General features: G+C 64.3%; 20 protein-coding genes and 1 tRNA gene. 7 read left to right on the top strand and 14 right to left on the bottom strand.

Annotated features, from left to right (window positions below; genetic code table 11):
• Positions 1 to 45 precede the first annotated feature (45 nt).
• Positions 46 to 468 (bottom strand): arsenate reductase (glutaredoxin), encoded by a 423-nt coding sequence (gene arsC, locus ACQ4WQ_RS16410; protein WP_436498451.1) that lies wholly within the window; start codon positions 466 to 468, stop codon positions 46 to 48.
• Positions 465 to 833, bottom strand: a complete 369-nt coding sequence (locus ACQ4WQ_RS16405; protein ID WP_326456546.1) for an ArsR/SmtB family transcription factor — start codon at positions 831 to 833, stop codon at positions 465 to 467. The genes arsC and ACQ4WQ_RS16405 overlap by 4 nt, the downstream gene beginning before the upstream one ends.
• Before the next feature lie 131 nt (positions 834 to 964).
• Here ACQ4WQ_RS16405 and ACQ4WQ_RS16400 point away from each other — a divergent pair, with 131 nt between their 5' ends.
• The 3 genes from ACQ4WQ_RS16400 (at position 965) to ACQ4WQ_RS16390 (ending at position 4,713) form a co-directional block, all read left to right on the top strand.
• Positions 965 to 3,058 carry an AsmA family protein gene (locus ACQ4WQ_RS16400; RefSeq protein WP_436498449.1) on the top strand — a complete coding sequence of 698 codons (2,094 nt, stop codon included), beginning with the start codon at positions 965 to 967 and terminating at the stop codon, positions 3,056 to 3,058.
• 54 nt (positions 3,059 to 3,112) lie between these two features.
• Positions 3,113 to 3,189: transfer RNA gene (locus ACQ4WQ_RS16395), tRNA-Pro, on the top strand.
• Positions 3,190 to 3,318: 129 nt separating this feature from the next.
• Positions 3,319 to 4,713: a GntP family permease gene (locus ACQ4WQ_RS16390; protein WP_436498447.1), complete on the top strand. Its 1,395-nt coding sequence runs from the start codon at positions 3,319 to 3,321 to the stop codon at positions 4,711 to 4,713.
• Between the two features lies 1 nt (position 4,714).
• Here the strand turns inward: ACQ4WQ_RS16390 and ACQ4WQ_RS16385 are convergent, their stop codons facing one another.
• The 4 genes from ACQ4WQ_RS16385 to ACQ4WQ_RS16370 all read right to left on the bottom strand — a co-directional run bounded on the left by ACQ4WQ_RS16385 (position 4,715) and on the right by ACQ4WQ_RS16370 (position 8,474).
• A complete protein-coding gene (locus ACQ4WQ_RS16385) occupies positions 4,715 to 6,118 on the bottom strand; it encodes a sodium:solute symporter family protein (protein ID WP_436498445.1) in 1,404 nt (467 codons plus the stop codon).
• 131 nt (positions 6,119 to 6,249) lie between these two features.
• Entirely contained in the window at positions 6,250 to 7,053 is an 804-nt protein-coding gene (gene pcaD / locus ACQ4WQ_RS16380) for a 3-oxoadipate enol-lactonase (RefSeq protein ID WP_436498443.1), read from the bottom strand.
• Between the two features lie 11 nt (positions 7,054 to 7,064).
• A complete protein-coding gene (gene catC / locus ACQ4WQ_RS16375; protein WP_353658726.1) occupies positions 7,065 to 7,355 on the bottom strand; it encodes a muconolactone Delta-isomerase in 291 nt (96 codons plus the stop codon).
• 9 nt (positions 7,356 to 7,364) lie between these two features.
• Positions 7,365 to 8,474, bottom strand: a complete 1,110-nt coding sequence (locus ACQ4WQ_RS16370) for a muconate/chloromuconate family cycloisomerase (RefSeq protein ID WP_436498441.1) — start codon at positions 8,472 to 8,474, stop codon at positions 7,365 to 7,367.
• Between the two features lie 102 nt (positions 8,475 to 8,576).
• Between ACQ4WQ_RS16370 and ACQ4WQ_RS16365 the strand changes: the two genes are divergently transcribed.
• Positions 8,577 to 9,491, top strand: coding sequence for a LysR family transcriptional regulator (locus ACQ4WQ_RS16365; RefSeq protein WP_436498439.1), 915 nt, complete (start codon positions 8,577 to 8,579; stop codon positions 9,489 to 9,491).
• 3 nt (positions 9,492 to 9,494) lie between these two features.
• On the opposite strand, the gene ACQ4WQ_RS16360 is transcribed toward ACQ4WQ_RS16365, so the two are convergent.
• Complete coding sequence (locus ACQ4WQ_RS16360) at positions 9,495 to 9,881, bottom strand: hypothetical protein (RefSeq protein WP_436498437.1); 387 nt, start codon at positions 9,879 to 9,881, stop codon at positions 9,495 to 9,497.
• A gap of 75 nt (positions 9,882 to 9,956) precedes the next feature.
• Entirely contained in the window at positions 9,957 to 11,093 is a 1,137-nt protein-coding gene (locus ACQ4WQ_RS16355; protein ID WP_436498435.1) for a YncE family protein, read from the bottom strand.
• On the opposite strand from ACQ4WQ_RS16355, the gene ACQ4WQ_RS16350 reads away from it, so the two are divergent.
• Genes ACQ4WQ_RS16350 through ACQ4WQ_RS16340 form a run of 3 tightly spaced genes read left to right on the top strand, consistent with a single transcriptional unit; the run spans position 11,092 to position 13,088 of the window.
• Positions 11,092 to 11,259, top strand: a complete 168-nt coding sequence (locus ACQ4WQ_RS16350; RefSeq protein ID WP_436498433.1) for a hypothetical protein — start codon at positions 11,092 to 11,094, stop codon at positions 11,257 to 11,259. The genes ACQ4WQ_RS16355 and ACQ4WQ_RS16350 overlap by 2 nt on opposite strands.
• A gap of 9 nt (positions 11,260 to 11,268) precedes the next feature.
• A complete protein-coding gene (locus tag ACQ4WQ_RS16345) occupies positions 11,269 to 11,691 on the top strand; it encodes a hypothetical protein (RefSeq protein WP_436498431.1) in 423 nt (140 codons plus the stop codon).
• The gene (locus ACQ4WQ_RS16340) at positions 11,688 to 13,088 is read left to right on the top strand and encodes a hypothetical protein (RefSeq protein ID WP_436498429.1); all 1,401 of its coding nucleotides are present in this window, start codon (positions 11,688 to 11,690) and stop codon (positions 13,086 to 13,088) included. Before ACQ4WQ_RS16345 ends, ACQ4WQ_RS16340 begins: the two co-directional genes overlap by 4 nt.
• On the opposite strand, the gene ACQ4WQ_RS16335 is transcribed toward ACQ4WQ_RS16340, so the two are convergent.
• The 6 genes from ACQ4WQ_RS16335 to ACQ4WQ_RS16310 form a co-directional block, all read right to left on the bottom strand.
• Complete coding sequence (locus ACQ4WQ_RS16335; protein WP_436498427.1) at positions 13,060 to 14,394, bottom strand: PepSY-associated TM helix domain-containing protein; 1,335 nt, start codon at positions 14,392 to 14,394, stop codon at positions 13,060 to 13,062. The genes ACQ4WQ_RS16340 and ACQ4WQ_RS16335 overlap by 29 nt on opposite strands.
• Positions 14,395 to 14,402: 8 nt before the next feature.
• The gene (locus ACQ4WQ_RS16330) at positions 14,403 to 16,514 is read right to left on the bottom strand and encodes a TonB-dependent receptor family protein (protein ID WP_436498425.1); all 2,112 of its coding nucleotides are present in this window, start codon (positions 16,512 to 16,514) and stop codon (positions 14,403 to 14,405) included.
• 78 nt (positions 16,515 to 16,592) lie between these two features.
• A complete protein-coding gene (locus ACQ4WQ_RS16325) occupies positions 16,593 to 16,994 on the bottom strand; it encodes a DUF2946 domain-containing protein (RefSeq protein ID WP_326456559.1) in 402 nt (133 codons plus the stop codon).
• A gap of 53 nt (positions 16,995 to 17,047) precedes the next feature.
• The gene (locus ACQ4WQ_RS16320; RefSeq protein WP_326456560.1) at positions 17,048 to 17,644 is read right to left on the bottom strand and encodes a PqiC family protein; all 597 of its coding nucleotides are present in this window, start codon (positions 17,642 to 17,644) and stop codon (positions 17,048 to 17,050) included.
• Positions 17,641 to 19,269: a PqiB family protein gene (locus tag ACQ4WQ_RS16315; protein WP_436498423.1), complete on the bottom strand. Its 1,629-nt coding sequence runs from the start codon at positions 19,267 to 19,269 to the stop codon at positions 17,641 to 17,643. The genes ACQ4WQ_RS16320 and ACQ4WQ_RS16315 overlap by 4 nt, the downstream gene beginning before the upstream one ends.
• Complete coding sequence (locus ACQ4WQ_RS16310; RefSeq protein WP_436498421.1) at positions 19,262 to 20,554, bottom strand: paraquat-inducible protein A; 1,293 nt, start codon at positions 20,552 to 20,554, stop codon at positions 19,262 to 19,264. Before ACQ4WQ_RS16310 ends, ACQ4WQ_RS16315 begins: the two co-directional genes overlap by 8 nt.
• Between the last annotated feature and the right edge of the window lie 85 nt (positions 20,555 to 20,639).

Here is a 20,639-nt window from a genome sequence, read left to right as displayed (position 1 = left end):
TGCCATACAAAACGGCGCCACTGGCGCCGTTTTTTTATACTCCGCTCATTTCACCGGCTTGCCGTCGGCGCCGACTACGGCCTGGCCGTCTTCCTTGGCAAATGCCCCTCGCTGCGGCAGCGGCAAAATCTCCAGCACCTTTTCCGACGGCCGGCACAGGCGCACGCCCAGTTCCGTGACGACGATGGGGCGGTTGATCAAAATAGGATGGGCTTGCATGGCGTCCAGCAGGGCCGCGTCGCTCAACTCGGGGTTGGCCAGGCCCAGTTCGTCGTACAGGGCGCCCTTGTCGCGCATGACGGCGCGCACGGACAGGCCCGCGCGGGTGATCAGGTCGACCAGTTCTTCCCGCGAAGGCGGATGCTTGACGTAATCGATGATGACGGGCTCCACGCCCGTGTTGCGGATCAGGGCCAGGGTATTGCGCGAGGTGCCGCACGCCGTGTTGTGATAAATCGTGATCGTCATGTCGTGATGTCCTTTACATTGGGTTCGCTGACGCAGCAAGGGGCACCGGCGCAGCAATTCTCGGTCAGGAAGGCCAGCAAGCCGTTCATGCCCGCATAATTGGCCGCGTAGATGATGGAACGGCCCGTCTTGCTTGCCGTCACCAGATTGGCGTGCGCCAGTTCTTTCAGGTGAAACGACAAGGACGAGGGCGCGATCGCCAGCGCGTCGGCGATTTTCGTCGCGGCCATGCCTTGCGGCCCCGCTTGCACCAGCAGGCGGAACACGGCCAGCCGCGATTCCTGCGCCAGCGCAGCCAGTGCCACGATGGCGGAAGCGCTCGTCAGCGATGTCGCCCCGTTCGCTATTGTCTTTTCATTTTCCATAATTCAATAATAGTCGAATTATTGAATCATTTCAAGCGACAGGCCTTGGCAGATATTTTACGTAACCCAGCGCACCGACTGTCATGGCCTATCGGTCTACCTTGATGAAAAATCATTGCGACTGGCTTACCATGACACGCTCGACACCCCTGAAAATCCTCGGCTGGAGCCTGGCCGCCCTGCTTGCCCTCATCGCCATCGTGGTCATCTTCGTGCTGACCTTCGACTGGAACCGCGCCCGCCCCTACATCAACGAGAAGGTGTCGGAAAGCACAGGCCGCAGCTTCGTCATCGGCGGCGACCTGCAGGTGGCATGGAAGCAGGGCCTGAAAACGGAGCCGGGCTGGCGCCGTTACGTGCCGCGCCCCGTCATCAGCGCCCACGATGTGCGCATGAGCAACCCGGACTGGGCCACGGCCGGCCCGCAGCTGGCCAGCGCCAGACGCATCGACCTCGCCATCCATCCCCTGCCCCTGTTGCAGCACCGCGTGGTGCTGACGGACCTGGCGCTCGACGCGCCCAATATCGCCCTGCAGCGGCGCGCCGACGGCAGCAACAGCTGGACCCTGAAAGACAATGGCCCGTCGGCATGGGACGTGGAAATCCAGCGCATGGCCTTCGCCGACGGCGCCATCCGCTACCTGGACGAAGGCATCGCCCTGGACCTGCAGGCCAAGGTCAGCTCGACGGCGCCCGACGCCACGCCGGGCGATGCGCCGGACAGCGTCCCTGTGCAGAAATACGGCATCGCATTTACCCTCGGAGGCAGCTACCGCAAGGCGCCCGTGACGGGTGGCGGCAAGGCGGGCGCCATGCTATCCCTGACCGACAATAACACCGTGTATCCCGTGCAGGCGCATGCCGTGCTGGGCAAGAACAAGGCCAGCATCGCCGGCACCCTGACGGACCCGCGCTCGCTGTCCGGCATCGATTTACAGCTCAGCTTGGCCGGCGCCAGCATGGCCGACCTGTATCCGCTGACGGGCGTGCTCCTGCCGGAAACGCCGGACTACGCCACCACGGGACGCTTGCTCGGCAAGAAGGACGGCGCCAGCTGGAACTGGACCTACCAGAATTTCAAGGGCACGGTAGGCCAGAGCGACCTGGCCGGCACCTTGCAATACCTGCCGCGCCAGCCCCGCCCCTTGCTGCGCGGCGAAGTGACGTCGCAACAGCTACGCCTGGAAGACCTGGGCCCCACCATCGGCGCCGACAGCAATGCCAAGAAACAGGCGCGCGGCAAGGCGCCCGTGCAGCCGGACAGCAAAGCCTTGCCCGTGGAACAATTCAACACGGCGAAATGGGATGCGCTCGATGCCGACGTGAAATTCACGGGCAAGAAACTGGTGCGCACGCACGATATCCCGCTCAACGATATCGTCGCCAACATCCGCATGAAAGACAAGGTGCTGAGTTTGACGCCGCTCAACTTCGGCATGGCCGGCGGCGACATCACCTCGAACATCACGCTCGACGGCCGTCAAAAAACCATCGCCGCGCAAGCCAAGGTGGCGGCGCGCCACCTCAAGATTCGCGAACTGTTTCCCAAGCTGCAATCAATGCAGGCGAGCTTCGGCGAAGTGTATGGCGACGCGGCCCTGACGGGGCACGGCAACTCCGTTTCCGCCATGCTGGCCAGCGCGAATGGCGAGCTGGCGGCCACCGTCAGCGAAGGCTCCGTCAGCCAGTTCATGCTGGAACTGGCCGGCCTGAACCTGGCCAACGCCGTCTTCGTGAAAATCTTTGGCGACAAGCAAGTCCACCTGAACTGCCTGGCCAGCGACTTCGCCGTCACGAATGGCCAGGCCGACGTGCGCCGCTTCGTGCTCGATACGGACACGGCCGTGGTGAACGTCACGGGCAACGTCAACCTGGCAAACGAAACCCTGGACCTCGACGTGCGCCCCCGTACCAAGGGCGCCCGCATCATCACCCTGCGCACCCCGCTGTACGCGAAAGGCACGTTCAAGAACCCGGACGTGGGTCCGCAAAAAGGCCCGCTGGCCCTGAAGGCGGGCGCCGCCGTGGCCCTGGCCACCGCCGTCACGCCGCTGGCCGCCCTGTTGCCGCTGATCAACGTCGACAAGGCACCCGACACGGATTGCGCCGCCGTCATGGCGCAAGCCAATGCCACGCGCAAGGCGCCTGCTTCGCCGGCAACGAATGCGCCAGCGAAAAAAGTCAGCGAAGCGGACATCAAGAAGGCGCAACAGGAAAAGAAATAGGCCTTGACGCAGCCGCTTGAAACCCGCCCCGCCATCTGCTGTAATGAAGGAAAGCGGGGTGTGGCTCAGCCTGGTAGAGCGCTGCGTTCGGGACGCAGAGGCCGGAGGTTCGAATCCTCTCACCCCGACCAGCCGCTTCCCCCTTGCTGTGCCGGCTTAAGCAGCCAGTACCTTGACCCACGCGTTGGCGTGTTGCTGAGAAGTATGATATTAATTGAACAATTGATTAATTGAACACTTTTCGCGCAAGGGGCTGACCGATGTCTTTCCTGATAGTTCTGGCCGCACTGGCCTTCCTGATGCTGGCCGCCTACCGCGGCTACAGCGTGATCCTGTTTGCGCCCGTCGCCGCGCTCGGTGCCGTGCTGCTGACCGATCCGTCTGCCGTGCCGGCCGTCTTCAGCGGCATCTTCATGGAAAAGATGGTGGGCTTCATCAAGCTGTATTTCCCCGTCTTCTTGCTGGGCGCCGTGTTCGGTAAACTCATCGAGCTGTCCGGTTTTTCGCAGTCCATCGTCGTGGCCGCCATTCGCTATATCGGCAGCGCGCGGGCGAATGCCGTGATCGTCGCCGTATGCGCCGCCCTGACTTACGGCGGCGTGTCGCTGTTCGTGGTGGTGTTTGCCGTGTATCCGTTTGCGGCCGAGCTGTACCGCCAGAGCAATATTCCCAAGCGCCTGATGCCGGGCGCCATCGCCCTGGGCGCGTTCTCGTTCACCATGGATACCTTGCCGGGCACGCCGCAAATCCAGAACATCATCCCCACCACCTTTTTCAATACGACCGGCTGGGCCGCGCCATGGCTGGGCACCATCGGTGCCGTGCTGACGGTGATCATGGGGCTGGCTTTTCTGGAATGGCGCCGCCGTTCCGTCATGGCAACGGGCGAAGGGTATGGGGCCGAGGCCGAAAAGGCCACGGCCGACGCGGGCGCCCTGCCCCATCCGCTGCTGTCGGTGGCGCCATTGGTGCTGGTGGGCGTGGCCAACTTTGCGCTGACCAAGCTGATCCCCCACTGGTATGGCGCCAGTTACGTGCTCACCGCCGAGGCCCTGCCCGGTTTGCACGCTCCCGTGACCACGTCGATCGCCGCCGTCACCGGCATCTGGGCCGTGGAAGGCGCCTTGTTGCTGGGTATCTTGCTCGTGTGTGTGACGGCCTTCGGGCGCATCCGCGCCGCCTTTGCCGAAGGCACCAAGGCGGCCGTGGGTGGCGCCTTGCTGGCGGCCATGAATACGGCGTCCGAATACGGCTTTGGCGGCGTCATCGCAGCCCTGCCCGGCTTTCTTGCCGTCAGTAATACCTTGCGCAGCGTGCCCGATCCGCTCGTCAACGCGGCCGTGTCCGTCACGACCCTGGCCGGCATCACGGGATCGGCCTCGGGCGGCATGAGCATCGCGCTGGCGGCCATGTCGGACAGTTTTATCCAGGCCGCGCAACAGGCGCACATTCCGCTCGAAGTCATGCACCGCGTGGTGGCCATGGCCAGCGGCGGCATGGATACCTTGCCGCACAATGGCGCCGTGATCACCCTGCTGGCCGTCACGGGTCTCACGCACCGCCAGTCCTACCGCGACATTTTCGGCATCACCGTCATCAAAACGGTGGCCGTGTTCCTCGTCATCGCCATCTATTACATGACGGGGCTGGTCTGACCTAGAGGCGCGACGACGATGCCGGCTTCGCCACAGCGTGCGCCGGCTTGAACAAATGGCTGATGCCCATGGTCAGCAGCGGACCGGCCAGCGCCAGGTAGGAACTATCCACGCCATACGGATTGCCCGCCAGAAACCAGCCGATGGTGGCGATCACCGAGACGATCACGCCGACGAAGGCGCCGCGCGGCGTGCCGAATTTCGGCGCATAGAAGGCCATCAGCACCAGCACGGCCAGGGTGGCGCGCAGGGCCTTGCCGAGGAAGGCGATCATCAGCAGTTTTTCCGCATACAGCGCCAGCACCAGCGGCAGCAGGCCGGCCACGACGATGGCGATGCGCAGGAACATCAGCGATTTTGCGTCATTCTTCGCCTTGTTGTACCAGGGATCATAGAAATCCTTCATGGCCAGGGTGGCCGATGCCAGTGTGGTGGCGGAAATGCCGCCGAACAGGGCACCGGCCAGGCCGACGATCATGATGCTGGCGGAAAACGCCGGCATGTGCGCGATCAATGTCGGAAATGCATCGATCGACTTCATGCCCGGATACAGCACCGCGCTGCACATGCCGATCAGGGCCGCCATCAGGCCGAACGGAATCATCAGCGAGGACACGTAATAGCAGGCGCGCTTGGCCACGGCCGGGTTATCCGTACTGACCAGGGCCTGGATCACGTATTGCGTGGCAAAGATGGAACCGATGCCGCCAATCATCCAGGCGATGATCTGGCCCCAGCCGATCTCGACCCAGTTGAACATCGTGGCCGGCAGCTGCGCCTGCAGCGCGCCGATGCCGCCGGAGGCTTCCAGCGCATACGCCAGCGCCAGGATCACGCCCAGATATTTGACGATGGAGTGGGCAAAATTGGTGTACACGACCGAACGCATGCCGCCCAGGCTGACATAGATCACGGTGATGGCACCCACCAGCAAGATGGCCACTGTCTTGTTGATGTGCAACACGGCCGCCAGCACGGCGCCGCCGCTCGCGTACAGGGCCACGGCAACGATGCCCAGCGCGACGATGGTGAGGATGGACGCGGCATAGCGTACGGGCTCGCCGTACGTTTGCGCTAGGATGCCGGAAATCGTCGACTGCCCGCTTTCCTTGTATTTCTTGACCAGCACGATGGCCAGCAGCAAGAAGCCCAGCGACAGCGCCACCAGATTCCATGCAGCGGAAATGCCCAGCTCATAGCCCTTCTGGGCCGTGCCGATGCTGACGGAACTGCCAATAAATTCCGACAATAACAGTGCGCCGATCAGGTAAGCGGGATAGTTGCGCCCGCCCGCCGTCATGCCTTCGGCGCTGTTGGCATGCTTGCGCACGCTATAGGTAATGTACGACATGAGGGCGAAATAGCCCACCGTGACCGCGGCGATGATGATTAATCTGTTTTCCATCCGTCTACTCCAAGTCTGCTTTTCTTATTATTATTTTTCAAGAAAGCTTCCCCTGCCGCATGCCGAACGAGCCGGTGGCGGTGCTCAGGGGAAAGTCAAATTCCTGCCATACCGATACGGTACAGCAAGCCTCACAACAAAAAGGTCCGCAACTGCGCCGTAAACAAGTCCGCCGCCTCGACGTTCGAGATATGCGAAGCGGGCAAGCTTGCCAGGCAGGCGCCCGCGATCTGCTGCTGCAGCCAGCGCCCGTCGTCGATGGTGGTCACGGGATCGTGCTCGCCGGCGATGATCAGGGTGGGCACGCTGATCGTGCCGACGCCGGCGTGCAAGTCCGTCTGGGCCAGCACGTCGCAGCAGGCCGCATAGCCGCCGGCATCCTGGCCGCGCAAAATATCGACCAGGCGCGTCACCGCATCCGCTTCGCGCGCGATAAACTGCGGCGTAAACCAGCGCGCGGCGGCGTTCTCGGCCACTGCGGTCATGCCGTCGCGGCGCACTTGCTCCGCCCGCAGCTGCCACGGCGCGGCGCCGCCGATGCGCGCCGCCGTATTCGCCAGCACGAGCTGCGTCAGGCGCTGCGGCTGGTGTATGCCCAACCACTGACCCGTCAAGCCGCCCATGGAAATGCCGCAGAAGGCAGCGCGCTGCACATCAAGGTGGTCGAGCAGCGCCACCACGTCCAGGCCCAGCCGCTCGATGCCGAACGGCGCGCTGCCGCTGGCCGACTGGCCATGGCCGCGCGTGTCGTAGCGCACGACAAAAAAGTCGCCGGCCAGCGCGGCCGCCTGCGCATCCCACATGGACAAGTCCGTGCCGAGGGAATTCGACAGGACCAGGCAGGGCTTGCCGCGCTCGCCATCGGTGCGGTAATGGATGCGGGTACCGTCCACCTCGCACATTTTCCCGGCAGTGTCGTTGCCTATCTGCGTCATTGCATGTCTCCTCAGGAGTCGTCGTCGCGCACCGACGAAGGATGGCGGCACAGCGGCATCACGTCGATCTGCATGTAGGGAAACAGCGGGAGCGAAGTCAGCAAATTATGCAGTTCGTCCACGCTGTCGACGTCGAAGACGCTGATGTTGGCGTACTGGCCGGCGATGCGCCACAGGTGGCGCCATTTGCCCTCGTGCTGCAGGCGCTGCGCCAGTTCCTTTTCCGTCTGCTTCAGCTGCGCCGCCTGCTCGGCGGGCATGCTCAATGGCAGATTCACGTTCATGCGTACATGGAATAACATGGTTTCTCCTTATTGGCGTTGCATGGAACGCAGCTTGTCCAGGTCGATCTCGACGCCCAAGCCCGGGCCCGTCGGCACTTGCAGCATGAAGTCGCGGTACACGAGCGGCTCGCGCAAGACTTCCTGCGTCAGCAGCAGTGGCCCGAACAGCTCCGTGCCCCAGGCCAGCTCGGCAAAGGTGGAACAGACGTGGGCCGTGGCAGCCGTACCGACGCCGCCTTCGAGCATGGTGCCGCCGTACAGGCCCACGCCGGCCAGGCGCGCCACAGTGGCCACTTCCAGCGCGGGCAGCAAGCCGCCCGACTGGGTGATTTTCACTGCAAACACGTCGGCCGCATCGGCCTGGGCCAGCGCCAGCGCGTCGGCGGGACCGTGCAAGGCTTCGTCGGCCATGATGGCCACGTCGAAGCGCTGCTTCAGGCGCGCCAGCGCGGCGCGGTTGCCCGCCTTGACGGGCTGCTCGATCAGGTCGATGCCGCCCGCTTCCAGCGCGGCGATGCCGCGCACGGCGTCCGTCTCGCTCCAGGCCTGGTTGACGTCGACCCGCACGCTGGCCCGTTCGCCCAGCGCCCGCTTGATCTCCAGCACGTGGGCCACGTCGTCCATCACGTCGCGCAGGCCGATCTTCAGCTTGAAGATGCGGTGGCGGCGCAGTTCCAGCATTTTTTCCCCTTCGGCGATATCGCGCGCGGTGTCGCCGCTGGCCAGCACCCAGGCCACGGGCAGCGCATCGCGCACGCGGCCGCCCAGCAATTCCGACAGCGGCACGTTCAGGCGGCGCGCCTGCGCGTCGAGCAGCGCCGTCTCGATCGCGCACTTGGCGAAGCGGTTGCCCTGGATGACCTTGCGCACACGGGCCATCGCCTTGGCGACTGCGCTCGCTTCCATGCCGACCAGCAGCGGGGCGATATAGGTATCGATATTCGTCTTGATGCTTTCCGGGCTTTCGCCGCCGTAGCTCAAGCCGCCGATGGTGGTCGCCTCGCCCCAGCCGGTGATGCCGTCGGCGCAGCGCAGCCGCACCAGCACCAGGGTTTGCGTGTTCATGGTGGCGACGGACATCCGGTGCGGACGGATGGTTGGCACATCGACCAGGTAGGTCTCGATATTTTGAATCATATTTATTCCGTATAATTCTGTGGAGTGGTGACACGATATTCCCCGAATGCCCCCACGTCCAACACCAAGTTGGTATCAAACCTATACCTGAAAGGTATGAAGATGGAATTACGGCACTTGCGCTACTTCGTTGCGGTAGCAGAGGAAAGGAACTTCACGCGGGCCGCCGCGCGCCTGCACATCGCGCAGCCGCCGCTGAGCAGGCAGATGCAGCAACTGGAAGAAACGCTGGGCGTGGCGCTGATCGAAAAGGGTTCGCGGCCCTTGCGGCTGACGGAAGCGGGCGAGTTTTTCCTCGCCCATGCGCGGCCCCTGCTCGACCAGGTGCGCGACCTGCAGGCGATGACGCAGCGCGTGGGCAAGCTGGAACGCACCCTGTCGATCGGCTTCGTCGCCTCGACGCTGTATGGGGAATTGCCCGACATCGTGCACCGCTTTTGCGAACGCCATCCCGAGGTCGACGTGACCCTGCATGAAATGACGACGGTGCAGCAGTTGAAGGCCCTGAAGGAAGGCCGCATCGACGTGGGTTTCGGACGTTTGAAAAGCGAGGACCCCAGCATCCGCCGCATCCTGCTGCGCGAAGAGCGGCTCGTGGTGGCCCTGCCGCCCGGCCATCGGCTGGCCAAGGGCGAAGGCGGCTTGCGCCTGACCGATCTGGTGCATGAAACCCTGCTCGTGTATCCGAAAGCGCCGCGCCCCAGCTTTGCCGACCAGGTACTGAGCATGTTCAGCGAAGGCAATGTCACGCCCGGCCCCGTCACGGAAGTGCGCGAACTGCAGATTTCCATGGGACTGGTGGCGGCCGGCCAGGGCATTTCCATCGTGCCGGAAAGCGTGCAGGCCATGCATCATCGGAACGTCGTGTACCGCAAGCTGGACGACAAACACGCGTTCTCGCCCATTTTATTCAGCATGCGGCATATGGACCGCTCGCCGGAACTGGAAAACCTTCTCGCCGCCGTGTACTCGATCTACGATGAACACGGCATCGCGCACGTCAAGGAAAGCCTGTAGCGATCAAAGGGCGGCATCGGCCAGCAATTCCGGCCGCAGCGCGCGGATGCGCAGCTCCGTGAAATAGCCGCCCGCCTCGTTGTAGCGCAGGTAATGGCGGCCGCAGTCCAGGCAGCGGGCCACCTGGCTCAGGTTCGCGGGATAAAAGCGCGGCGCGATGGGCGCGTCCGCGCTGTCGTAGCGCGTGCCCTGCGGGTGGTATTCGGCGAACGTCGGTTCTTCGTACGGGTCTTCGCGCAGGGTGCCGATTTCTTCAAACCGGTCCAGCTCCAGCGAGGTGGGAAGGCGCTGCCAGGCATCGAGCGGGACGGCGCAGCAGCTGCATTTTTTGATCACCAGCGCCGACGCGGCGGCCAGCGTGGACAAGGCGGGAAAATCGATGAATACCATGGTTCAGCCATTGCAAAGGGGCGGCCCGTGGCAACGAGCCTGGCCGCGCCCTTTCATTCTAGCGCAATGCCTGAATCAGTGCCCCATGAAGTCATTCCACTTCGGCAGCAGCACGATGCTGTTCGGGTTGAGCCCCTTGTCTTTCAAGGTATCGACGCTGCGCACCACGGCTTCCTTTTTCAGGTCGATGACGGTGATGCTGCCATCGCTCATGCCCGGCAGATTGAGCAGCGCATTCTGCACGAAGGCATAGCGGCCATCCCTGGTGAACGCCACGTGGTGCGCGCCTTCGGCGGCGGGTATCGATTTGACCAGCCGCGGCTTGCCGATGCCGCCCGCCAGGTCGAAGATATGCAGATGCCCTGGCTTGGCCGTCGTCAGGTACAGCCGCGTGGCACCCTTGTTGAAATACAGCTCCAGCGGCACGCCCGCCTTTTGCTCGGCAAAGTCATGCACCTGGGCCGTGTCGAAATCCTTGGTTGTCGGATTCCACGTGGCCGTCCACACGGTGCCGCCGTACATATTGGCGACGTAGGCGACAGGCGGATTGCTGCCCGGGACGAACAGCACTTCCACCGGCGCCTCGCCCGACGGCGACGGCTTTTTCGACAGCTTGTGCGTGCCGAGCACCTTGCCCGTGCTCGTTTCCACCACGCTGATCACTTCTCCTGCGTCGCCCAGGTCCGTGGGGCGGATGGTGCTCGTCAGCAGCGTACGGTCGATGCCGTCGTGGACGGCCAGTCCATGCGGATACGGCGCCGGCAATTTGACGGTACGTCCCGGCTTGTCGTGCACGGCGTCGCCTTCCAGCATCGCTTGCGATCCCATGCAGCTCAGATACCAGCGCTTGTGGTCATCCGAAAAAACGATGTCCTCGCCCACCTGGCAAGTGGGCACATCGATCACCTTGATCGGCAAATCCTTGTGGCGCATGTCCATCACGCGCAGCTGCGTCTTGCCCAGCGCCGTGATGTAGGCCTTGCTCATGTCATGGTTGTAAAAAATGTGGTGCGCCACCAGGTCCGGCGGCAGCGGAATATCGCGCACGATCTTGCCGAAGTTCTTCGACTCGGGATCGACGTCGATGATCGCGATGCCCTCCTTGCGCGAGGGCGGCGCGACGGGGCTTTTCAGCGATTTCAATGATTCGGGCGCCTTGCTCTCGTAATTGACCATGGCCAGGATTTCGGCCGATGCAGGCAACGCCGCCATGCATGTCACTGCCAATGCCAATGCCAATGCCAACATCGCTTTTTTATTTTTCATCTTCTCCCCTGCTTTTTCCAAGTGTCGTCGGAACCGCGCCGATCATTCTACGGCCGTACTTTTTCAAACTGGCGTTTTTTTTCAGATGGCCAATGCTGGAAATCTTTCCTAAAATTTAAGGATGAAAAAAACTCCATTCCATCCTTCCCTCGCCAGCCTGGGCCTGGCCATTGCCCTGCTGTGCATATCGGCGCAAAGCCAGTCGCAGAGCGGCCCGGCAGCTAGCCGGCAGTTGCCGGAACAGCGTGTGGCGCTGGCCGTCGCGCAGCGCAAAATCGCCGCAAAACCACCGACGATACGGGTCCGGCAGCACGGCTCGATCACCCTGGATTGGACTACCGACGAAATAGTCAGTATCCACTTGCATGGCTACGACCAGCTGCTCACGGTCAAACCGGGCGAGACAAAAGCCATGCGCATCGACGCCGCGGTGCCGGGACGCTTTCCCGTTTCCGCACACGGCTATGGCACGCAAACGCAGGGCAAGCAGCACAAGCATCACCGCGAGGCGCCGCTGATGTATCTGGAGGTATTGCCGCGATGATGCGGCGCGCCGTCGCTGCCAGTCTGCTGGCCGCGCCATGCATCGCCCATGCGCACGGTTTTGGCCAGCGCTACGACCTGCCCCTGCCGCTCTGGCTATACTTGCTGGGTGCGGGACTGACGGTGGCGCTGTCGTTCGCCTTCCTGGCCCTGTGGCGCCGCGACGATGCGGCTGCGCCTTACCGGGGCGACTACGCGCGCCTGCTGCTGCGCCGTATTCCTGGCGCGAACGCCATCGCCTTCGCGCTGCGCCTGCTGGTGCTGGCACTGTATGTTCTGGTGATCGTGGCGGGACTGGTGGGCGTGCAAAATCCCGTGAAAAATATTGCCCCCGCCATGGTCTGGGCCATCTGGTGGGTAGGCATGGCCTACGTGTCGGCGCTGCTCGGCGACCTGTGGGCGCTGGTCAATCCGCTCGACAGCGTGGCGCGCACGGCGGCGCATCTGGCGCCCCGCTGGCGTGCGCCGCTGGCGTGGCCGCGCTGGCTCGACGGATGGCCGGCGGCGGCCCTGTTCTTCGGCTTTATCTGGATGGAGCTGAACTGGGAAGGCAGCGAGCAGCCGGCCAGCCTGGCCTGGGCCATGCTGCTGTATTCCGCCTGCACGTGGGCGGGCATGGCGCTGTTCGGCCGCACCGCCTGGCTGCGCCACGCGGAAGTTTTCAGCGTCGTCTTCGGCCTGCTGGCACGCTTCGCGCCCATCACCTTTCGCGATGGCGCCTGCTACGTGCGCCCATACGCGGCGGGCCTGTTGGCGAAGGAAGCCGTGCGTCCCGCCTGCCTGGTGCTGGTGATCCTGATGCTGGCCTCCGTCAGCTTCGACGGCATGATGGAAACGCAAACGTGGTACGACATCGTCGATGCCATCCTCACCGTGACGCCGGGAGCGTTGGCCTGGATCACCACGGTGGCCCTGCTGCTGATGCCGGCCCTGTTCCTCGGCGTCTTCCTGCTGTTTTGCGCGCTGATCGCCCGCTGCGGCGCCAGCGACGGCCAGCCGGCCCTGCCCCTGATGCGCGTGGCCGCCCACTTCGTGCTGACCCTGGTGCCAATCGCTATCGCCTACCATTTCGCCCACTACCTGTCTTTCCTGGCGATGGCGGGCCAGTACCTGATACCGCTGGCGTCGGACCCGCTGGGCCTGGGCTGGGACCTGTTCGGCACGAAGCTGTACTTCATCCGCCTTGGCATCGTCGACGCCAAGGTGGTGTGGTACGTATCGCTGTTCGCCATCGTGGCCGGCCACGTGGCGGCCGTCTGGCTGGCCCACGTCTGCGCGCTGCGCCTGTACACCGGCCGCCGCGCGGCCCTGCGCAGCCAGTACCCGATGCTGGCCCTGATGATCGCCTATACCCTGCTCAGCCTCTGGATCATCGCCCAGCCCATCGTCGGCGGCTAGCCCGTGCCAGGCCCAGTTCCAGCAGCATCAGCAGGCTGCCCGAAACGAGCAGCAGCGGCATCAGCGCGCACATGCCGGCCGCCACCAGCCAGGCCAGCGCGGACGGCGAGGTCCAGGCGCCCGGCAGCAGCTTGGGCAAGCCCAGCGAGCCTGGCAGGCGCCGCTTGAAGAACATCACCCAGCCCGACACCAGTGAAAACAGCACGCTGGCGCCGAACAGCAGCAGCAAGGCCTGGTTCCACCAGCCGAATTCGCCGCGGTGGAACGGGATGCCGATGGCGGTGGCCTTGCCGAACGCCGTCTGCGCCTCCCAGCCCGCGTAATACAGGGGCTTGCCGCTGTAAGCATCGAATTGCAGGTCGAAGCGCAAGGTGGGCTGGCTGCGGTCGGCCATGGTGGCGCGCCACACATCGTCCTGGCTGGCCGGCGCCGTCAGCTGCACGGCGATGGCGGGCGCATGGCTGCGCGCCACTTGCCAGGCATCCTGCCAGTCGAGCGGAGCGCCCTCCTCGCGCGAATGCAGGCCGCGCGGCACGGGCGGCGGCGCCTGGCCGCTGACGTCGCGCAGCGCGCGGATACGCCCGCCCGCCTGCTGGCTCCACGTCAGTCCCGTCGTCAGGATCACGACGCTGACGATGCCGAGCGCGACGCCGAGAAAAGCATGCCACTGGCGCCAGCCGTTGCGGCCCCGCGCGCCCCGCTTCGGCAAACCCGATTGCGCGCCGCGCGGCCACCACAGCACCACGCCCGTCACCAGCATCACCATCAGCCAGCTGGCGGCCAGTTCGATCATCCAGCGCCAGCCATCGTTTTGCAGCAGGCGCGAATGCAGCTTTTTCGCCCAGTTGCCGAAGCGCTCGCTGCTGGCCAGGCTGCCCAGCACGCGCGCGTCATACGGATTCACGTAGACGACGATGGCTTGCGCGGGCAGGCCGAATGCGGGCTTGACCGGCGCGGCACGTCCGCCATGGCCCGCATGTTCATCGGGCGCGCCGCCGGGCGGCGCGAACGCCACCTGCACCGCATCGTCCCGTTGAAACGGCGGCACCGCGTGCTGCACCGTCCAGCCACGCGGGGCGGCCCGCTCCGCTGCCGCCACGGCGGCATCGAGCGGCAGCATGGACGCCTGCGGCTCCACATGGTCGAGGTGCTGGTACAGCCTCGCCTCGATCTGCGGCGTGAAGATATACAAAATGCCCGTCAAAGTCGCCACCAGCGCGAATGGCGAGGCGATCAGCGCGGCCCAGAAATGGATGCGCCAGTACAGGCTTTTGCGCCGTGCGAGAAGAAAGGTTGCGTCGTCCATGGCCAGCCTCACAGTCCGTCATAGGTATAGGCCAGGCCCAGCATCACGCTGCGCGGCGCGCCGGGCGTGTACTGGTTCTGGCTGTTCGGCGCGTAGCTGCCCGTGCCCGCATAGCTGCTGCTGGCCGAATCGGCATAACGTTTATCGGCCAGGTTGCGCACCTGTACCCACGCTTCCAGGCCGCGCGCGAGCTGGTAGCTGGCGCGCAGGTTCAGCACCGCGTGGCCGCCATACTCCACCGTGTTGGCATTGTTCATCCAATAGCGGCCCTGATGCACGGCTTCGAGTGCGATACGCGCGCCCGTCACGGGCTTGTAGCCGATCTCGAACGAGGTGATGTCGCGCGGCGCCTGCGGCATGATCCGGCCGCTGTAATCGAGGGTACTGGAGACCTGGTAGCGCAGGTAGCGGTGGCGCGCGATGGCCGTGGCGAAGCGCGCGTCGAAGGGGCCGCTGTCGTAGTTCAGGCCAAGCTCCAGCCCTTCGCTGCGCGTGCGTCCCGCATTGCGGTTTTCGCTGTTGCCCGGCGAGAGCGTGTAGCTGACGATAGTGTCGCGCCCGTCGAGCCGGTACAGGGCCGTGTCGAGTTTCAATCGGCCCTGCAAAAAGGCCCAGCGCAAGCCCAGTTCATAGTTGTTGTAGACGGACGGCTGCAGGTCGGCGATGCCCGTCTTGCCATACAGCTGGCTCACTTCGGGCGGCGTGAAGCCCTGGCTGACGTTCGCATACACGCTGCCCGCGTGGCCGATGGCATAGGTGGCGCCCAGCTTCGGGCTCACGTGCGAAAAACTGCGCGACTCGTCGGGCGCGCCGTAATTGACGCTGCCGCCGGGCGCCAGATTGTTATGGTAGTCGTAGCGGATGGCATCCGAACGCCCGCCCAGCACCACGCGCGTGCCCGCCAGCGGTGTCAATTCCCATTGCGCGAAGACGGCCGTGTTGAGGATATCCGTCTGGTAATCGCGCACGCCCTGCGGATTAGACGCGTTGGCCAGCGTATAGCGCAGATAGCGGCCCGTGGCCGTGTCGCGCACGATGGAGAGATTATCGCTGACGAAGGGATTGTCGCTCTTGTCCACGTACACGCCGGCGACCAGGCGCGAACGCAGCCACGCGAATTCCTGCTGGTGTTTCACGTCCAGCCCCAGCGAATCGACGTGGTTGTTGTTGATGACGCCCTTGCACAGCAGCCCCGCGCAGCTGCCGATCGAATAGGCGGGAATCTGCCCATGGTCGTTCTTGCGCGTAAACACGGTGACGGTGCTCGTGCCATTGGCCGTCGTCGCGCCCTCCCACGCCAGATTCATACGCGTGGTCTTGTCCTTGCGGTAGGTGAAGGTATTGAGGCTCTTGCCGGGGGCATGGCGGTAATCGTCCTCGAACAGGCTGCCCGTCATGGCCGCATCGAGATCCGTGTGGACGATGGTGGCGCGCAGCTGCGACGCAGGACTGAGCGCATAGTCGGCGCGCAGCGAGAACGAATCCTTGTCGCCATAGCTGTACTCTTGCCAGTTGTCGCGCGAACGACGCGAACTGTAATGGGAAAAGCGCAGTCCCAGCGGCCCCCAGGTATCGCTGGCGGACGTGTCGTAGCGAGTAAAGCCGCCCACGCTGTCGCGCCGCACGCCCACCTTGGCCGTCGGCGTCGCGCTGGCGCCGGCCGTGAGGAAATTGACGGCGCCGCCGACGGCATTGCTGCCGTACAGCGACGAGGCGGCACCCTTCACCACTTCGACGCCGCTGGCACCCGCCATGTTCATCTCATTGAGCGAGTTGTGGTTGAAGACGCCCAGCGGGCGGATGGGTATGCCGTCTTCCAGGTACTGGTAGACGGCATTCGTGCCGATGGGCTGGCGGATGCTCATGCTGTGCTGCTCGTTGCCCAGGTCGTTCCAGTACACGCCGGCGATGCGGTTGAGGATATCGCCCATGGTCCTGGGCTTGTCGCGTTCCAGGGTTTTGGCATTGACGACGCCAATCGCCTGCGGCGTCTCGGACAGCCACGATTGCGCGCGCGAGCCGGAAACGACGACGGTGTCGATGGCGTGATCGGATTGCGCCCGCGCGCAGGGGTAAGCCACGGTGCCGGCCAAAGCCAGCACCAACAGTTTCTTGTTCATGTGATTCTCGTTTAAGTGTGCGGATGCTGCCCCGTCGCACTGGAAGGCGCGCAGGGCAAGTACTAAAAATGCAAAAACTTAAATGAGACGGGGCGGCGCGCGCGACTGCGCGGTGGACCAGATGAACAGCGGGGATGGGGACTGGTAGTACAGGGCCGGGAAGATGGCCGTGCCGCTGGCCACAAGCAGCGGCAGCACGGGGCTGGTCGGCGGCAGGCCGACGGAACCCGCATGCGTGGAACAGAAAGCGCAATGCTCCATCTGCATCGCCTTGCCGCCAGACTTGCCATCGGCAGCGCCGTCATCGGCTGGATCAAGCTGCACAAAACGGATGCCGGCCACCGAGCAGATTTCCGCCCAGCCGGAGCCGGACTCCTGCTTGGCGTTGGCGACGGCCTGGGAAATCGACGGCGCGAGCGCCGCCAGCAGGATCGCAAAACAGGCGATCCAGGCGGTAAAGCGGCGCGTAAACAAGGTCATTCCCATAGCCCTATTTTACCAGCGGCGGCCGGGAGTGGATAGCGGAAAGCGGCTCAGGCGGCCGGACAGGCGGCGTTGCCGTTGTCAAAAGCACGCACGACACTGGCCGCATCGGCGGCAATGCGGTTCACGGCGCGGCGGTGACCGAGCACCAGTTCATCGTAGCCGGCGCCCACCTTTTCATTGGCGATCGTGCGGCAAGTGACCACCTTGCTGCTGGCCAGCTGACGTACGCTCCACACGGCATCGATCAGCGCATACTGGCCCATCACGGACTCGAAACGCTGCACATTGGTGCTGATACGGTACACGGGCAACTTGTCCGGATATGGCGTGCGGAACACATCGATGGCGCCCAGGTCGTTCGTCACGGCCGTGGACAGGGCCTGGCCGATCTCGCCGGCCAGCGGCCCCGCCCAGCGCTGCTGCTCCAGCAATTCGATGCGGCCCGACGGCGCCGTCACGACGAACTGGTTACGGCTCACCTGCTGCGGCACGCTGACGGCCAGCACCTCGACATAGTATTTCACGGGCTTGGCCGGCTGCGCGTCGGCGCCGCCGCTGAGCGTATAGAAATGCTCGGGCTGGGGCGTGGAGCAGGCACCCAGCAGGCTGGCCGCCAGCAGCGCGGCAAACATCGGCTTCATCATTTTTCATCTCCTTTTTTACCGCGGATCAGGGACTCGGGATGACGTTCCAGGTAATCCGACAGGGCATTGAGCGATTGCAGGGTTTGCGTCAGTTGCTGCAAGGCCTGGCGCACGTCCGACTGCAGCGGCGAATCCTTTTGCAGCACCTGTTCGGCCGTGCCGAACGTCTGTTTCGCCGCCGTCAGGGTATCGCGCATTTCCGGCACCACCTGGCCATCGAGCTGCTTGAACAGGGTATTGGCCTGCTTGATGGTCGCGTTCAGGTTATTGCCGATCTCCGCATACGGCACCTGATCGAGCTTGCGGGCGATGCTGGCGATCTGCGTCTGCAATTCATCGAGGGTATTGGGCACGGTCGGCACTTCCAGCGGATACCTGTTCGGATCGAGCGCCACCTTCGGCGCTTTCGGGAAAAAGTCCAGCGCGATGTACAGTTGACTGGTCAGCAGGTTGCCCGTACGTAGCTGCGCGCGCAAGCCGCGGCTGACCATGCGTTCGAGCAGCTGGTGGCCGGCCGAGCCTTCCTCATCGTCGACGGCGGCCTTGAAGCGCATGCCCAGGCGGGCCGGGTACAGATTGACGGTGACGGGCATGCGGAAGTTCTTCTTCACGGGATCGAACTCGATGCCCACCGAGCGCACCTCGCCCAGCACGATGCCGCGGAAATCGACCGTGGCGCCGGGCTGCAAGCCGCGCAGGGACTGGTCGAAATAGAATACGGTGGTGATCGCCTCGCCATCGGGCTCGCGCATGGCGCTCGCTTCATCAGCGGCCAGGCGGTAGCTGGTGCCGGCCGGCGCCGGCTCCTCGGGCTTGCGGCCGTTTTCCGCCTCGAAGGCGATGCCGCCCACCAGCATGGCTGCCAGCGACTGCGTATTCAACTTGAAACCGTTGGAATCGAGGCGCACGTCGACGCCGCTGGCATGCCACCAGCGCGCATTCTTGCCGACGAACTGGTCGTACGGCGCGTTCACGAAGACCGACATGGTGATGCCGTGGCCGTCCTTGTCCAGCGCGAAGCTGACCACCTTGCCCACCCTCAGGCGGTGGAAGAACAGGGGCGAGCCCACGTCGACGGAGCCGAGGCTGTCCGCATGCAGGGTGTACAGCTTGCCCTTCTGGTCCCCCGCCACGGCGGGCGGACTCTCCATGCCGATGAAGCTCTCTTTTTTGGCTTCCGACTTGCCCGTGTCGACGCCGATGTAGGCGCCCGACAGCAAGGTGCCCAGCCCCGTCACGCCGCTGGCGCCGATCTGCGGGCGCACCACCCAGAAGCGCGAATCGGCGGTGGCGAAGCGGCGCGCTTCCTTGCTCATGTCGATCGTCACCAGCACCTTGCTCAAGTCGTCGCCCAGGGTGATGGCGCGCACCTGGCCGATATCGACATCCTTGTATTTAAGTTTGGTCTTGCCCGGCTCCAGGCCTTCGGCGCTCTTGAAGCTGACCGTCACCGTGGGCCCCTGGTCGAGGATGGACTTGGCGGCCAGGCCGGCGCCGATCAGCGCGGCCAGCAGCGGAATGAGCCATACCAGCGACGGCAGCCAGCGGCTGCCCTGTTCCACATCGGGTTCCGGCAATGGACGGCCACCCGTTTCGGCAAGGCCGCCCGCTTCTTTGTCAGACATGCTGTTCTCCAATCACTGTATTGTTTCCGGTATTTGCCAACACCACGGGTTCTTCCTCGCCAGGCACCTGCCCGTCGACGGGGTCCCAGATCAGGCGCGGGTCGAACTGCATCGCCGCCAGCATGGTCAGCACCACCACGGCGCCAAAGGCCAGCGCGCCAGGTCCTGCCGTAATCACGGCCAGCGACTTGAAGCGCACCAGCGCCACCGTCAGGGTGACGACAAAGATGTCGAGCATGGACCAGCGGCCGATGAATTCGACCATGCGGTACAAGATGGTGCGCTGGCGCGGCCGCCAGCGCGAACGCCGCTGCGCCGTGAACGCCAGCAGCGCCAGTACGCCCAGCTTGAGCATGGGCACGACCACGCTGGCGATGAAAATGATGATGGCCAGGCCCTTCGAACCGCTGGTCCAGAACAGCACCACGCCGCTCATGATGGTGTCGTCCTGCGCGCCGAACAGCGATTGCGTCACCATCACGGGCAGCAGGTTGGCGGGAATGTAGAGGATCATGGCGGCGATCAGCAAGGCCCAGGTGCGGTTGATGCTGTCCGGCTTGCGCACGTGCAGGGCCGTGCCACAGCGCACGCAGGCCAGGTGCCTGCCCTTGCCCACAGGCGGCGCCACCAGGCCGCAGGCATGGCAGGGAACGACCTTCTCGCCGGGCGCGAAAGCCTTGTAGCGGATGCCGGGCAGCGCTTGCCGGGTCAGGTCGTCGCCCAGGTTCCACAGGGCCTTGGGGTCGAACGAGACGACGATGGCCAGCAGCAAGGTGAGCGCGCCAAACGCGAACAAGCCCGGTTGCGGCAGCACCGTGGCCAGGCTGGTCATCTTGACAACGGTGATCAGGATGCCGATCATCAGCACCTCCGTCATGCCCCATTCGCGCGCCGTCTGCACGGCGCGCAGCACGCGGTTAAAGCCCGGCACCTTGACGCCGCCGCGCAAGCCCAGCGCCACATACAGCAGCGAACCGAGCTCGATGGCGGGAAAGAGGATGGTAAACAGGAAGACCATCGTCGCCACGATGTGCATCTGCTCGGACCACAGCACGCGGATGGAGCCGAGCAAGGTGGCGCTCGAGGTGAGGCCATTGACGTCGAGTTCGACGATGGGGAAAAACTGGGCGATCAGGAAGACAAAAGCGGCGCCCAGGGTGAGCGCCACCACCTTGCTCAATTCGGCCGATGCGCCGCGGCCTGGCGCGGCGCGATACAGCACCGAGCGGCAACGGATGCAGCGCGCCTTTTCGCGTGGACGCAGCGGACGTTTGCGGTACAGCACGCCGCAGTCATGACAGCTAATCAGGTCGTATCGGTGCACAGTGTGAAGTTTGCCGGCGCCCGCAGCGCGACTATCCCATGTCAAT

The organism is Janthinobacterium goodfellowi (assembly GCF_051380695.1).
Classification (GTDB): Bacteria; Pseudomonadota; Gammaproteobacteria; order Burkholderiales; family Burkholderiaceae_D; genus Janthinobacterium.
Note: the sequence above shows the minus strand (reverse complement) of the source record. Positions and strands in the feature narration are given on the sequence as shown.

What these genes read in the sequence shown, in the direction of transcription:
- arsC (WP_436498451.1), bottom strand. Translation starts at nt 468, where the DNA reads ATGACGATCACGATTTATCACAACACGGCGTGCGGCACCTCGCGCAAT.
- ACQ4WQ_RS16405 (WP_326456546.1), bottom strand. Translation starts at nt 833, where the DNA reads ATGGAAAATGAAAAGACAATAGCGAACGGGGCGACATCGCTGACGAGC.
- ACQ4WQ_RS16400 (WP_436498449.1), top strand. Translation starts at nt 965, where the DNA reads ATGACACGCTCGACACCCCTGAAAATCCTCGGCTGGAGCCTGGCCGCC.
- ACQ4WQ_RS16390 (WP_436498447.1), top strand. Translation starts at nt 3,319, where the DNA reads ATGTCTTTCCTGATAGTTCTGGCCGCACTGGCCTTCCTGATGCTGGCC.
- ACQ4WQ_RS16385 (WP_436498445.1), bottom strand. Translation starts at nt 6,118, where the DNA reads ATGGAAAACAGATTAATCATCATCGCCGCGGTCACGGTGGGCTATTTC.
- pcaD (WP_436498443.1), bottom strand. Translation starts at nt 7,053, where the DNA reads ATGACGCAGATAGGCAACGACACTGCCGGGAAAATGTGCGAGGTGGAC.
- catC (WP_353658726.1), bottom strand. Translation starts at nt 7,355, where the DNA reads ATGTTATTCCATGTACGCATGAACGTGAATCTGCCATTGAGCATGCCC.
- ACQ4WQ_RS16370 (WP_436498441.1), bottom strand. Translation starts at nt 8,474, where the DNA reads ATGATTCAAAATATCGAGACCTACCTGGTCGATGTGCCAACCATCCGT.
- ACQ4WQ_RS16365 (WP_436498439.1), top strand. Translation starts at nt 8,577, where the DNA reads ATGGAATTACGGCACTTGCGCTACTTCGTTGCGGTAGCAGAGGAAAGG.
- ACQ4WQ_RS16360 (WP_436498437.1), bottom strand. Translation starts at nt 9,881, where the DNA reads ATGGTATTCATCGATTTTCCCGCCTTGTCCACGCTGGCCGCCGCGTCG.
- ACQ4WQ_RS16350 (WP_436498433.1), top strand. Translation starts at nt 11,092, where the DNA reads ATGCATGTCACTGCCAATGCCAATGCCAATGCCAACATCGCTTTTTTA.
- ACQ4WQ_RS16355 (WP_436498435.1), bottom strand. Translation starts at nt 11,093, where the DNA reads ATGGCGGCGTTGCCTGCATCGGCCGAAATCCTGGCCATGGTCAATTAC.
- ACQ4WQ_RS16345 (WP_436498431.1), top strand. Translation starts at nt 11,269, where the DNA reads ATGAAAAAAACTCCATTCCATCCTTCCCTCGCCAGCCTGGGCCTGGCC.
- ACQ4WQ_RS16340 (WP_436498429.1), top strand. Translation starts at nt 11,688, where the DNA reads ATGATGCGGCGCGCCGTCGCTGCCAGTCTGCTGGCCGCGCCATGCATC.
- ACQ4WQ_RS16335 (WP_436498427.1), bottom strand. Translation starts at nt 14,394, where the DNA reads ATGGACGACGCAACCTTTCTTCTCGCACGGCGCAAAAGCCTGTACTGG.
- ACQ4WQ_RS16330 (WP_436498425.1), bottom strand. Translation starts at nt 16,514, where the DNA reads ATGAACAAGAAACTGTTGGTGCTGGCTTTGGCCGGCACCGTGGCTTAC.
- ACQ4WQ_RS16325 (WP_326456559.1), bottom strand. Translation starts at nt 16,994, where the DNA reads ATGACCTTGTTTACGCGCCGCTTTACCGCCTGGATCGCCTGTTTTGCG.
- ACQ4WQ_RS16320 (WP_326456560.1), bottom strand. Translation starts at nt 17,644, where the DNA reads ATGATGAAGCCGATGTTTGCCGCGCTGCTGGCGGCCAGCCTGCTGGGT.
- ACQ4WQ_RS16315 (WP_436498423.1), bottom strand. Translation starts at nt 19,269, where the DNA reads ATGTCTGACAAAGAAGCGGGCGGCCTTGCCGAAACGGGTGGCCGTCCA.